Source organism: Gilliamella sp. wkB178 (assembly GCF_001690705.1).
GTDB lineage: Bacteria > Pseudomonadota > Gammaproteobacteria > Enterobacterales > Orbaceae > Gilliamella > Gilliamella apicola_K.
Genome location: NZ_LZGK01000013.1, coordinates 168,758 through 182,796, shown reverse-complemented (window position 1 = coordinate 182,796; position 14,039 = coordinate 168,758). Strand labels below are relative to the sequence as shown.

Annotated in this window: 12 protein-coding genes; all 12 read right to left on the bottom strand. The window is 34.0% G+C overall.

Annotation, left to right across the window (positions count from 1 at the left end):
• Window positions 1-17 precede the first annotated feature (17 nt).
• The 12 genes from A9G13_RS05065 to rsmH all read right to left on the bottom strand — a co-directional run bounded on the left by A9G13_RS05065 (window position 18) and on the right by rsmH (window position 14,038).
• Window positions 18-851 carry an FtsQ-type POTRA domain-containing protein gene (locus A9G13_RS05065; protein ID WP_081301168.1) on the bottom strand — a complete coding sequence of 278 codons (834 nt, stop codon included), beginning with the start codon at window positions 849-851 and terminating at the stop codon, window positions 18-20.
• Window positions 852-865: 14 nt separating this feature from the next.
• Window positions 866-1,774: a D-alanine--D-alanine ligase gene (locus A9G13_RS05060; RefSeq protein ID WP_065556527.1), complete on the bottom strand. Its 909-nt coding sequence runs from the start codon at window positions 1,772-1,774 to the stop codon at window positions 866-868.
• A complete protein-coding gene (murC, locus tag A9G13_RS05055) occupies window positions 1,774-3,222 on the bottom strand; it encodes a UDP-N-acetylmuramate--L-alanine ligase (protein WP_065556526.1) in 1,449 nt (482 codons plus the stop codon). Before murC ends, A9G13_RS05060 begins: the two co-directional genes overlap by 1 nt.
• Window positions 3,223-3,386: 164 nt before the next feature.
• Window positions 3,387-4,439, bottom strand: a complete 1,053-nt coding sequence (gene murG, locus A9G13_RS05050) for an undecaprenyldiphospho-muramoylpentapeptide beta-N-acetylglucosaminyltransferase (protein ID WP_065556525.1) — start codon at window positions 4,437-4,439, stop codon at window positions 3,387-3,389.
• The gene (ftsW, locus tag A9G13_RS05045; RefSeq protein ID WP_065556524.1) at window positions 4,439-5,590 is read right to left on the bottom strand and encodes a cell division protein FtsW; all 1,152 of its coding nucleotides are present in this window, start codon (window positions 5,588-5,590) and stop codon (window positions 4,439-4,441) included. Before ftsW ends, murG begins: the two co-directional genes overlap by 1 nt.
• A complete protein-coding gene (gene murD, locus A9G13_RS05040; protein WP_065556523.1) occupies window positions 5,587-6,921 on the bottom strand; it encodes a UDP-N-acetylmuramoyl-L-alanine--D-glutamate ligase in 1,335 nt (444 codons plus the stop codon). Before murD ends, ftsW begins: the two co-directional genes overlap by 4 nt.
• Window positions 6,922-6,945: 24 nt before the next feature.
• A complete protein-coding gene (gene mraY / locus A9G13_RS05035) occupies window positions 6,946-8,028 on the bottom strand; it encodes a phospho-N-acetylmuramoyl-pentapeptide-transferase (protein WP_065556522.1) in 1,083 nt (360 codons plus the stop codon).
• Window positions 8,029-8,032: 4 nt separating this feature from the next.
• Window positions 8,033-9,406 (bottom strand): UDP-N-acetylmuramoyl-tripeptide--D-alanyl-D-alanine ligase, encoded by a 1,374-nt coding sequence (gene murF / locus A9G13_RS05030; RefSeq protein ID WP_065556521.1) that lies wholly within the window; start codon window positions 9,404-9,406, stop codon window positions 8,033-8,035.
• A complete protein-coding gene (gene murE, locus A9G13_RS05025; RefSeq protein WP_218059159.1) occupies window positions 9,403-10,953 on the bottom strand; it encodes a UDP-N-acetylmuramoyl-L-alanyl-D-glutamate--2,6-diaminopimelate ligase in 1,551 nt (516 codons plus the stop codon). The genes murF and murE overlap by 4 nt, the downstream gene beginning before the upstream one ends.
• A 10-nt stretch (window positions 10,954-10,963) precedes the next feature.
• Window positions 10,964-12,736: a peptidoglycan glycosyltransferase FtsI gene (ftsI, locus tag A9G13_RS05020; protein ID WP_065556520.1), complete on the bottom strand. Its 1,773-nt coding sequence runs from the start codon at window positions 12,734-12,736 to the stop codon at window positions 10,964-10,966.
• Window positions 12,736-13,107, bottom strand: a complete 372-nt coding sequence (ftsL, locus tag A9G13_RS05015; protein WP_065556519.1) for a cell division protein FtsL — start codon at window positions 13,105-13,107, stop codon at window positions 12,736-12,738. The genes ftsI and ftsL overlap by 1 nt, the downstream gene beginning before the upstream one ends.
• Window positions 13,097-14,038 (bottom strand): 16S rRNA (cytosine(1402)-N(4))-methyltransferase RsmH, encoded by a 942-nt coding sequence (gene rsmH, locus A9G13_RS05010; RefSeq protein ID WP_065556518.1) that lies wholly within the window; start codon window positions 14,036-14,038, stop codon window positions 13,097-13,099. The genes ftsL and rsmH overlap by 11 nt, the downstream gene beginning before the upstream one ends.
• Window position 14,039: the final 1 nt, after the last annotated feature.

Here is a 14,039-nt window from a genome sequence, read left to right as displayed (position 1 = left end):
CAGCCTTTATTCATTCCTTACTGCATTATTTTTTCTCTTTGTACTGAAATACCATTTTCATAACGTAAATCAGCTACCGCTATTCTTTCATTCGCTGGCATTCTTGATTGAATTTCAGGAAATAATTTAATAAATTGTTGATAACGTTGTTCAATATCTTCTGTTCCCAACATTAACTTTATTTCTTGATTTTCAATACAAAAACCAGCAATACATTGTTTTACCATCAGTTGCCAAGCATTACGCTCATCAGTCTGCGCAGCTTCAATCTGCAACGCTAATTGACTATTAGCTAATTTTTTAGAAAGCTCATTTAATTTATAATACGTTTCTAATACAGTTTTTGCTTTACCTTCAGGTCCATAAAGCCTTGGCAATTGTAATTCAGCAATACGATCTAGTGGGACACTGAACACATTGCCATTTATATCAAGCAAAAATAGATCATTCCAATAAAAAGCAGGTTTATACTCTTCAACATAAACAATCAATCTATCAGGCCATTGTTTACGGACACTCGCTTGTTTTACCCATGGAAATCTCAAAACTTCTTGCTGTATGTCGTCAACATCTTGTCCTATATAAGTATTAGGTAATCCCAATCCTAAAATTGCATTACGTATATCATCTTCAGTTGTGAATGTGTGTTCACCATTTAAAATTAATTGTGATAATACCATTTGTTCAGGATTATCCATCCAATTTTTTACACTCTTAACAATCCAAATACTAATTAAAGTTATTGCAATAAAGAACAAAAATCCCATTAATTGTTCTTTACTACGAAAGAAAAGCAGCCGTCTTCTGTTTCTATCTTCTCGTCTTTGTGCTGCTTGTCTAACTTGTCTCATATAAATAGAGCCATTTATACTGTTGCCAGATTTAAAATGCGACTAACCAGCTCACTGAATGACCACCCATATTGTTTTGCCGCCATTGGAACCAAACTATGATCTGTCATACCCGGTGCTGTATTAACTTCAAGTAAATATGGTTCTTGATTAGCATCAAACATAATATCTACTCGCCCCCAACCTCTACAACCGACAGCTTTATAAGCATCTAAGGCTAATTTACGAATTTGTTGTTCTTTATCATCAGGTAAACCACTTGGACAAAAATACTGAGTTGAATCCGACAAATATTTAGCATCATAATCATAAAAATTAGCAGCTGGTTTAATAAAAATCGACGGTAACACTTGTTCACCAACAATAGCTACAGTAAATTCTGGACCAGCTAGAAATGATTCAATCATTACATTATTATCATATTTAAAAGCCAGCTCAATAGCAGCATGCAGCTCATCGGCTTTATTAACTCGCGTCATACCAACACTTGATCCTTCATGACTAGGTTTAACAAATAATGGTAACCCTAATTGGTTAATAATTGAATCAACATTGTAATGTTGATTTTTATCTACCATAATAAAATCAGCAATAGGTAACCCAAGAGCTTTCCAAATTAGCTTCGTTTTTAATTTGTCCATAGTAAGTGCTGATGATAAAACATCACTGCCAGTATAAGGAATATTTTGATAAGTTAAGATTGCTTGTACAATACCATCTTCACCACCTCTACCATGTAAAATTACAAAAACTTTTGTAAAACCTTCTTCTTTTAAATTTGTTATCGGGTGATCTTTAGTATCTATAAGATGTGCATCTACATCATTTGCCAATAATCCTGTCAATACCGCTTTACCAGATTTAAGCGATACTTCACGCTCAGCAGATGTACCACCATACAAAATAGCAACTTTATCCTTCATTATAGTTCCTCTTTTGAAAACAAATGAGCATTAGCTAATTGACGAGCTATACGGCTGACACTTCCCGCTCCTTGCGTCAACAATAAATCATTACCTTGCAAAATCTCTTTCATGATTTCAGGTAGTTGTTCCAAATCAGAAATATAAATTGGATCAACTTTACCTCGATTACGAATAGAACGGCATAAAGAGCGACTATCAGCGCCAGTAATTGCTTGTTCACCAGCGGAATAAACATCTAACATTACTAATGCATCAACTTGGGACAGTACTTGAGCAAAATCATCAAATAAATCTCGTGTCCTAGTATATCTATGTGGTTGAAAAAGCATAACTAAACGCCGTTCAGGCCAACCATTTCTTGCAGCTTGAATAGTAGCATTAACTTCACTAGGATGATGACCATAATCATCAACCATCATAATATCACCACCATTAAAATGAGGGAAAAATCCTAATAAGTCAAAGCGGCGACTCGTACCCGCAAATTTAGCCAAAGCATTAATAATTGACTCATCATCAATTCCATCTTCAGTAGCAGCAATAATTGCTGCCGCAGAATTTAAAGCATTATGTTTACCTGGAGCATTTAATTCTATATTTAAATCCTTATAGTTTGGACGTGAAACAGTGTAATAGCTAATACCTCGTTCTTGGCGATAATTTTTAATAATGACATCCGCTTCTTCACTAAAACCATAAGTAATTACTTTTCGCCCCACAATTGGTAATAACTCACGATTAATTGGATCGTCATAGCACATAACAGCTAAACCATAAAAAGGTAAATTACGTAAAAAGGAAATAAATGTTTGTTTAAGGTTTTCTACATTACCTTGATATGTATCCATATGGTCAGGTTCTATATTTGTGACAATAGAAACCATTGGTTGTAAGTGAAGAAATGATGCATCACTTTCATCCGCTTCTGCAATAAAATAACGACTAGTGCCTAATTGAGCATGAGTACCTGCTGCCTTAACTAAACCGCCATTAACAAAAGTTGGATCAAGCTTAGCTTCAGCATAAATAGCCGTGACCATAGCTGTTGTTGTGGTTTTACCGTGTGTCCCTGCAATAGCAATACCATAGCGAAAACGCATCAATTCAGCTAACATTTCCGCGCGCTGAATTACCGGGATACGTGCCTCTCGAGCGGCAATTACTTCTATATTATCTTGGGAAATAGCAGAAGAAATAACAACGACACTTGAATTCTGTATATTTTCAGCCGAGTGACCAATTACAATTTTTGCTCCTAAGGTTTCTAAATGCTGAGTCACCGCATTTTCAGCAATATCTGAACCACTAATTTCATAACCTTCATTAGCTAGAACTTCGGCAATACCACCCATTCCGGCCCCACCAATACCGACAAAATGGATATGTCTAACACGTTTCATTTCGGGAATAATTGCTCTTATCTTAGCTAATTCCTTTGTATTCACTATCTAACCTCTACTTTAATTTCTGTTCTTGTTTAAAATTATCTTTTTTATTAGTTATTTAATAAAATTAATTTTACTTTACAATGTTTTATAATTTACCAAAACATATAGATAACCTTAAACATCTTGACAAGATTATTACACAAAGTTATGTCAAAAACTAATTATTTTATCACTGAATCCAGTATTTCTGCTACCCTTTCAGTTGAATTATTAATCGATAAACTTTTAGCTTTGATTGCCATCAATGCTAATTGTTTTCTATCTAAGTTTACTAATAGATTTTCCAATGATTCAACATTAAAATCAGGTTGTTCTATAATTTTAGCTGCACCAATATCGGCTAATGATTTTGCATTCCAAAATTGTTGCCGATCTTTATGCATAAATGGAACAAAAATAGCTGCTATGCCAACTATTTCTATCTCACTAACTGTTAATGCCCCACTGCGACAAATTACTATATCAGCCCAACTATATGCTTCAGCTACATCGGAGATGAATTCGGTTACCTTATTATTACTCATATCGCAATTTTTATAAGAGTCCAGCACCGAAGTTAACATTCCTTTACCGGTTTGATGCCATACAACATATTGATTGCCTAACTTAGTTATTACTTGAGGTACAATATCATTAATAACCTTTGCGCCTTGGCTTCCACCCATGATTAAAATTCTTATTGGGCCTTGTCGATCTTTAAACCTTTGCTCTGGTTCAGTAACAGTTAAAAGATCTTCTCGGACTGGATTACCTACCACTTCAGCACTAGGAAATGCTGTTGGAAATGCTTGTAATACTTTTGTAGCAATCTTTGCTATATATTTATTAGTTAAACCCGCAACTCCATTTTGTTCATGTAAAACGATTGGAATTCCAAGCGTTTTTGCGGCAATCCCTCCTGGACCCGAAACATAACCCCCCATACCTAAAACAACATCTGGGCGATAAGATTTTAATATTTTCCTTGCTTGTAAAACTGCTTTTAAGATTTTATACGGTGCTTTTAACAAAGCAATTTTACCTTTACCACGTAAACCCGATATTTCAATAAAATCAATATCAATACCATTATCAGGAACCAAATGAGCTTCCATTCTATCGGCTGTACCAAGCCATCTAACTTGCCAACCTTGTTTCATCAAATAATGTGCAACAGCAATACCTGGAAAAACATGGCCGCCTGTACCACCCGCCATTACTAATAATTTTTTCATTATTTTATTAACCTTATTCTTGCTTGTGCTTGCTTTTGTCTAAATTCAAAATCTATTCTAAGTAAAATGGCAACTGCAACACTCATTACAATTAAACTTGAACCACCATAACTAATGAATGGTAATGTTAATCCTTTGGTTGGTAACATTCCTGAAGTTACACCAACATTAACAAAGGTTTGAAATCCAAACCAAATACCAATTTGACATGCCAAATAACCGGAAAATTGTAAACCTTCATTTAAAGCCCGATAACCGATTGCTAACGCTTTAAAAGTTAGGAAAAATAGCAAAGCTAATAAGGCAAGAATTCCAATATATCCATATTCTTCAGAAATAATCGAAAAAATAAAGTCGGTATGGCATTCTGGTAGATAACCTAACTTCAGGATCGAATTTCCCATACCTTGACCGGATAACCCACCACTACCTATAGCCATCAATGAAGCAACTAACTGATATCCGGAACCTGTAGCATCTTGCCATGGGTCAAGAAATGTTAATAATCTAGTCAAACGATAAGACTCATATAAAATTAGTGTGATTACGGCCGCAAAACCAGCTAACAATATAGCTATAAACTGCCATAATTTAGCACCAGCAATAAATAAAATACCAATGGTGACCATAAACAGAACAATAACTGTACCTAAATCTGGTTGCAGGAGTAATAAAATAGAAAGAATAGCCATAACTACCATAGGCTTAAAAAACCCCCAAAAACCATTTTTGACTTCATCTGATTTCCGAGCCAAATAACCTGCTAAAAATAAAAATAACGCTAACTTTGATAATTCTGCAGGTTGGAAATTAAAAACTCCTAATGGGATCCAACGTGCGGCTCCATTAATTGAGGAACCTATACCTAATACGGCAACTAACATAATAATAGCAATTATTAACAGTAAGGTTGCAAACTGTTGCCAACGTTGTATTGGAATATATAAGGTAATAAACATTAGAAAAAGTGAAATACCAATTTGTATTAATTCACGTTGAGTATAGAAAAAAGGATTATTTTCACTAAATGACATTGACGCTGAGGTCACCATTATTAAGCCAAATATCATTAATCCCAATACTGTCCAAAGCAATTGATTATCAAACGGGATATGAGGATTAACTTGTTTTTTTAGCCAAAAGAGTGTCATTGTTCACTCCTTAAAGTAAGTTGTTTAGCAAGTAAAGCAAATTGATTCCCTCGCTCAACATAATTTTTAAACTGATCCAAACTGGCACAGGCAGGCGAAAGTAACACTACATCGTTAGTTACGACTTTTTTAGCAATAATTTGCATAGCTTCAGTAAGTGTTTCTGTAATAGTTGTAATGCAAGGTGCTAATTTTGCAAGTAGTAGACGATCTCTGCCAAAACAAAAAATTTCGAGTTTTCTATTTTGAAAATAAGGGATTAAAGGGGAAAAATCTGCTGACTTACCATTACCACCGAGTAATAGAAATAACTTACCTTTACAAATTATGCTTTTCAAAGCAGCTTCTGTACTACCAACATTAGTTGCTTTAGAATCATTTATCCATTTTATACCATTTTTTTCTAATACTAATTCAAAACGATGCGGTAATCCTTGAAATGTAGCAATAGTTGCTAAACTTGACTCTCTAGAAATCATTAATTTATCTGCAATAGCTAAAGCCGCTAATGCATTAAGGTAATTATGACAACCAATTAGTTTTAATGTTTTAGTAGCTAATACGGGTTGTTCTTGAGCGATCAAATAATCATAATGAGGATCTAAATGATAATCACCTTTCTGTAAACCAAATGAAGTTATATTTTTATAGTTATCTGTAGGAATAGTCAATTTATCATCATGATTAATGATACAATATTTGGCATTTACATAGATTCGTTGTTTTGCTTTTGCATATTGCATTAAACCTAGTGGATATCGATCCATATGATCTTCTGAAATGTTCAAAATTGTCGCTACTGTTGCATTTAAACTATAAGTTGTTTCTAACTGAAAACTAGATAATTCCAATACATAAACATCATAGTCTTGAGTTAATAACTTTAAGGCTGGCTGACCAATATTACCTCCTACAGCAACTTTAATACCTGCAGATTTAATTACTTCACCAACTAAAGAAGTAACAGTAGTTTTACCATTTGCACCAGTGATAGCAATAATCTTTTTATTACCTTTTTGATTAACTTCGCGACAAAAAAGTTCTACATCACCAATAATTTCTATACCTTTTACAGCAGCTTCTTGTAACTCTGGTGTAGATAATGCAATACCTGGACTAACCACAATTAAATCTGCTTCGAGTAACCAATCAATATTTAGTCCACCTAAATGATAAACAATCCGTTTATCTAATTGTTCTAATCCTGATGGTGATGAACGAGTATCTATTACTTTAGGAATAACTCCTTGAGCAAGAAAATAGTCGATACAAGACAGTCCGGTAATACCTAATCCAATAATAACGACATTTTTGCCCTGATAATTAATCATGATTTAACCCTGATCTATTTTTAATCAACGTAATTTTAATGTTAACAAACCAATTAGTACCAACATTAGAGATATAATCCAAAAGCGGACAATAACACGTGGTTCTGGCCAACCTTTTAATTCATAATGATGGTGAATTGGGGCCATACGAAAGATTCGTTTACCCCTCAATTTAAACGATCCTACTTGCAAAATAACCGACATGGTTTCGATTACAAATATGCCACCCATTATTAGTAGTAAAAATTCTTGCCTTAATAAAACTGAAATAATCCCTAATACACCACCTAAAGCAAGAGAACCAACATCCCCCATAAACACCATAGCTGGATAGGTGTTAAACCAAAGAAAACCTAACCCAGCACCGATGATCGCTGTACAGACGATCATTAGTTCACCGCTAAACTTAATATAAGGAATATGTAAATAAGCAGCAAAATTGACATTCCCTGTTGCCCAAGAAACTAAAGCAAAACCAGCTGCTACAAAAACAGTAGGCATAATAGCTAGACCGTCAAGCCCATCGGTTAGATTTACGGCATTACCTGCGCCAACAATGACAAAATAAGTTAATAAAATAAATCCTATACCTAATTGGGGCATAATATCTTTAAAAAATGGTACAACTAATACTGTTACTGAACTGTCTTTACCATAAATGTAAAGACCAAATGCTACTATTAATGCAATAACTGATTGCCAGAAATACTTCCACCTTGCAATAAGACCTGCGGTGTTTTTACGTATTACTTTCAAATAATCATCGGCAAACCCAACAATACCATATCCAATTAGTACAAATAATGTTACCCAGACATAGGGATTACGCAGGTCAGCCCATAAAAATACTGATAACGAAATTGATACCAATATCAAAGTACCACCCATAGTAGGTGTTCCTTTTTTACTCAGATGAGATTCTGGCCCATCATTACGTACAACTTGACCTATTTGTAATTTTTGTAACCAATCAATAACTTTTTGTCCCATTAGTAATGAAATAGTTAACGAGGTTAATAAACCTAAAATTGCTCTTACTGTTAAATAGGAGATAACATTAAAAATGCTAAAATATTTAACTAAATATTCTGAAATCAACACCAACATGATTTTAATCCTGACTAATTTTAAGTTGTTTAATTTTAATTTTTTCTATGATATCTTCCATTTTTGCACTCCGTGAACCTTTAACCAGCATAGTCAAGACTGGATACTGACGTAAGAGAGTTAATAGATAAGTTACAGCTTCTTGTTTATTATCAAAATGATGGCCTACGCCACTAGATTGACTGATAAATTGACTTAACTTACCTACACTTACTACACAATCAAGTTCTTGTTGCCGAGCTAGTTCACCTATTTGCCGGTGATACATTTCTGCTTCATACCCCAATTCAGCCATATCACCCACAACTAGAACTCTATAACCTGATTGTTGAGCTAAAACTTTTATTGCTGCAGACATTGAACCAACATTAGCATTATATGAATCATCCCAAATTAATTGAGTTGCATTTAATTTAATTGGATAAAGCCGTCCTTTTACAGATTTCAAGGTTGCTAACCCATGCTTAACTTGATTTAAGTTCGCACCAACAGACATAGCTAATGCTGATGCAGCTATCGCATTAGCAACGTTATGTTGACCAACTAAAGGTAATATAATTTCACATTCACCTTGGAGTGTATGTAATATAAAATTACTAGAATCGCCTATCTGAATATTAGAAGCATAAAAATCTGCCGTTTTTTTATCTAATGAAAAAGTCCAAACTTTTTTGTCGGTTACACTTGTAAACCATTTTTCAGAGTAACTATCTAAATTAATAATGGCGATACCATCTTTTGGTAAACCCTGAAAAATTTCACCTTTTGCTGTTGCTACTCCAGCTAGCGAACCAAAACCTTCAATATGAGCTTCCGCAATATTATTAATTAATGCACTTTGAGGTTTAACAATATTAGTTGTATAGGCAATTTCACCAATATGATTAGCACCTAATTCAATGACTGCAAACTGATCCCGCGGTGTTAAACGCAATAATGTGAGAGGCACACCAATATCATTATTAAAATTACCTTGTGTGTATAATGTTGGCCCACAATTCTGTAAAATTGCTGCCGTCATTTCTTTGACCGAAGTTTTACCTGAAGACCCTGTAAGAGCAACAACTTTAGCTAAATTTTGCTGACGAATATAAGCAGCAATTTGCCCTAATGCTTGACGAGTATCTGCCACCACAATTTGTGGAATTAAACTGTCTAATTTGTGGTTAACAATAACTGCTATTGCACCACTCTGAATAGCTTGCGAAGCAAATTCATGTCCATCAAAATTATCACCCACAATCGCAATAAACACTGATTGTTTAGTAATTTTACGTGAATCAATATCAATTGAATTAACCTTTAAAACTTCATCGTTAATATGATAAGGTTCACCATTTACTAATTTTATAATGTCTTTAATAACTAATGGAATCATAATAGATTTTCTTCTCCTAAAAGCTGTTTAACAGTTTCTTGATCAGAATAATGATGTTTAGTTTTACCAATAATTTGATAATCTTCATGACCTTTACCTGCAATAAGAATTACATCATTTGGTTTTGCTTGTGTAAGTGTTTGGGTAATGGCTTGAATTCGATCCGTAATAACTTGTACTTTTTTACTATTTAATAAACCTTGTTCAATATCATGAATAATTGTCATTTCATTTTCAGTGCGTGGATTATCATTAGTAAGTATAATTTTATCGGCAAATTGATCTGCTATTTCACCCATTAATGGCCTTTTACCTGAATCTCTATCACCCCCACAACCAAAAATTACCCATAAAGTACCTTTACAGTGAATGCGACTTGCCTGTATTGCTTTTTGCAAAGCATCGGGTGTATGTGCATAATCAACAATAACGGTTGGGGAATCTTTGGCATGTAATACTTCCATTCGTCCGCAGATAGGTTTTAGGAAAGATGCCATATTGACTACTGAAAAAAAAGGAAAATTAAGAGCTAACAATGTAGCAATTGATAGTAATAAGTTTGAAACATTAAATTCACCTAGCAGTCGACTATTAATAACTGCTTTTCCCCAACTGGACTCCATATGAATTTTGGCTCCTTTATCATGATATTCAATCATTGATACACCAACATACGGTCTATTTAATGCTTTTAAATGACGCAACGATTTTGGTTGGCATGATACAACTGTCACATGGTCAAGTTTTTCAATCCAACGTTTACCATAACTATCATCATAATTAATTATACTTTTACCTGAATCTTCAACTTGCTTCTCTTTTTTATCTTGACTAAATAATGCCCATTTTGCCTTAGCATATTTACTCATGGTTTTGTGGTAATCTAGGTGATCTCGACTCAAATTAGTAAATACTGTTGCTACACAACTCAATCCTTTAACGCGATTCATTGTTAATCCATGCGATGAAATTTCCATGGCAACAACTTTGACTTGTTCTTTTACAAAATCAGCTAATAAGGTTTGAATATCTATTGGTGAAGCTGTGGTATTTATTGATGGTTGTATGTGATTATAAATGCCATTGCCTATCGTGCCTAAAATGGCACTTTTTTCACACAATAACGTAGTACATTGCGCTATGAGTTGTGTCACCGTGGTTTTACCATTCGTACCAGTTACACCAATAACTGATAATTTCTTTGAAGGAAAATCATAAAACTCACTAGCAATAACAGATAATCTTTTAGATAAATTAAAGACTTTCACTTGAGGTATAAGTTTTTCATCTTGCTTAATATAATTAATTTTTAAATTATCTGATTTTCTAGGAGTTTCGATTAAGATCACTGCAGCACCAGATATAATGGCTTGGGGAATAAAAGTTTGACCATCGACTGTAGCGCCTTTAATAGCAACAAATACATCGTTTTTAGTTACCATACGGCTATCCATGCACAAGTGATTAATAGGAAAATCTATTATATCTAAATTATCGCTTCCACCTAATAAACGAAATAATGTTTTAAATGTCGATGTTGCCATCATTTTCCACCTATTAATAAATAATCATTTGTCCATCAACTTGACGATCTGGTTTAATATTCATGGTTCTAAGTACGCCACCCATGATACGACTAAACACTGGTGCAGAAACCGAACCACCATAATATTGACCTGCTTTAGGATTATCAATAACAACTACCAACGAATATTTGGGTGCTGTTGCTGGCGCTATACCAGCGGTATATGCCAAATATTGATTAACATATCGACCACCAGCTAATTTTTTTGCAGTACCTGTCTTAACACCCACACTATAACCAGGAACCGATGCTTTAGTACCACCACCAGTAACTGCGACGGCTTCCATTAATTGGACTACCGTTTTAGCTATTTTCTCTTGCACCACTCTTTCGCCTTTAACTGGTTCAGTAACTTTTACAATTGAAACTGGTCGATAAATACCATAACTACCTATAGTTGCATATGCCCTTGCAAGTTGTAGAGGAGTTACACTTAATCCATAACCAAAAGCAAAAGTTGCTCTTTCAATATCAGCCCATTTTCTTGTTCTATCTGCGGCAATTGAACCACTTACTTCTCCACCTAATCCAAGGCCTGTTGGTTGGCCTAACCCAAATCGGCTATAAAACTCAACCACATCACTTGATTCCATTTGTAAAGCTAATTTACTTACCCCAACATTACTAGATTTTTCAAGAATTCCAGCTAAATTCAGGGATTTTTGATATGAGACATCTTTAATTTCATAACGATTTACATAGAATGGTCTGGTATCTATAATTGTATTTAAATCAGCGATCTTCTTTTCCAACGCAGCCATTACCACTAAAGGTTTAACTGTGGATCCTGGTTCAAAAGCGTCAGTTACAGCGCGATTCCTCAATAAATTATAATCAAGTGTTGAACGATTATTTGGATTATAAGAAGGACTAGTTGCCATTGCTAAAATCTCACCGGTATGTACATCAATTAATACTGCTGTGCCACTATCAGCTTTATTAAATTCAACCGCTTGACTTAATTCACTGTATACAAGTGATTGTAATCGTTCATCAATACTCAAAGCTAAATCCGATGCTGTCTCACTTTCCGTTCGTTTTAATTCTTCAATGACACGACCGACTCGATCTCGTCTTACTACTCTTTGTCCTGATTCACCGATTAACCATTTATTAAAACTTTTTTCGATCCCTTCGGAACCCTTTTCAATTCCATTTTCATCAATATCTGTTAATCCAATTAATTGAGCAATATTTTCTGCTGCAGGGTAATAACGTTTTGAAGTTTTAGCAAATGATATTCCTGGTAGCTTTAACTTTTTTAAGTAATCCGATATTGTTGGTGTAATCTGTCTAGATAAATAAACAAAACGCATTGCTGGGTTACTTAATTTTTGTTCAAGCGTTGACATAGGTATATTTAGTGTATTTGCTAATCCTTGCCATCTAATATCATTTACGTTCACACCTCCCTTTTGCACCACAATTTTGGGATCAGCCCAAACATCATACATTGGCACGCTAACCGCTAACGCCCGACCATTACGATCAGTTATCATAGCTCTTGGTGCATCCATATCTTGATAACGAAGAGAGCGTTTATTGCCCTCAGCAATTAATTTATCTGGTTCAATTATTTGTAAAATTGCCATTTTGACTATTAAACAAATAATAGCGAAAATAATAAAACCATATACCACATAAAATCTATTGGGCGTAAAAAACTGTTTTTTATTATTCGCTTTATTAATTTTAATTGCCTTGGTAACTTTTTTATCTTTCTTATTGTTAGTAACTGACTTCATTATTTACTCTTTATTACAATAACGGTTTCATTCTGCGGAGTAACAGAAGTCATACCTAATTGATTTTTTGCCTTGTCTTCAACTCGTTTAGGATCGGCAAGTACGTTCTCTTCAATTACTAAATTACGCCATTCACTTTCTAATACATCTTGCTCTAATAATAATTGTTCTCGCTCAAACAATTGTTTACGAACTTGTTGAGTTGTTATTAATACAGCTCCTGCTGAAATAATAATGAGTATTAGCAACAATAAAGAAAATTTTTGACGCCCTAATAAATCACCAATAATTAATCCAAATAAACTTTTACATGGTTTTTTGGGATTATCGATATCATTAAGGTAATTATCATCGTTTTGGTTACTGGTCATTTTTCCTTTCAGCTAATCTTAATATTGCACTCCGAGATCTCGGATTATCATTAATTTCAACATTACTTGGCTTAATTTTTCCAAGTGATTTTAATTTAGCTCCACCAAACTGTTTAATTTGTTCTTCTGTGAGCGGTAAACCAGCAGGAAGTTGAGGCCCTTTACTTTGTTTATTAATAAACTGTTTTACTATTCTATCTTCTATAGAATGAAAACTAATTATCGCAAGACGCCCATTATTAGCGAGTATTGATAAACTACTTTTTAATGCTTGTTCAACTTCCTCTAATTCACTATTAATATAAATACGAATTGCCTGAAAACTCCTAGTTGCTGGATGTTTATTTTTGTCCTTCTTAGGAATTACTTTTTCTATCAGTTTAGCTAATTCTAATGTTCGCGTTATTGGTTCAATTTGGTTTTGTTCAACTATTGCATGAGCGATACGTTTTGCAAATTTTTCTTCGCCAAATGTTTTGAGTACCCATGCGATATCTTCAACTCCACTATCTAATAACCACTCGCTTGCTGATATACCTTTAAGATTATTCATTCGCATATCAAGTGGACCATCGCGCATAAATGAAAATCCTCTTTCTGGATCGTCTAATTGTGGCGATGACACCCCTAGGTCTAACAGAAAACCATCGATTTTGCCTAATAATTTTAAATTATCAATATATTGATATATATTTGAAAATTCACCTAAAATAAAAGAAAAACGAGGATCTTTAATCAACAAAGCGGATTGTTGAGCTCGCTCATCCCGATCAATTGCAATTAATCGTCCTTTATCCCCTAATTGTTCAAGAATTAACTTAGAGTGCCCGCCTCGGCCAAAAGTACCATCAACATAAATACCATTTTTTTTTATATTTAATGATGTAACAGCTTCATTTAATAAAACTGTCTTATGCTGATAATCCATCATT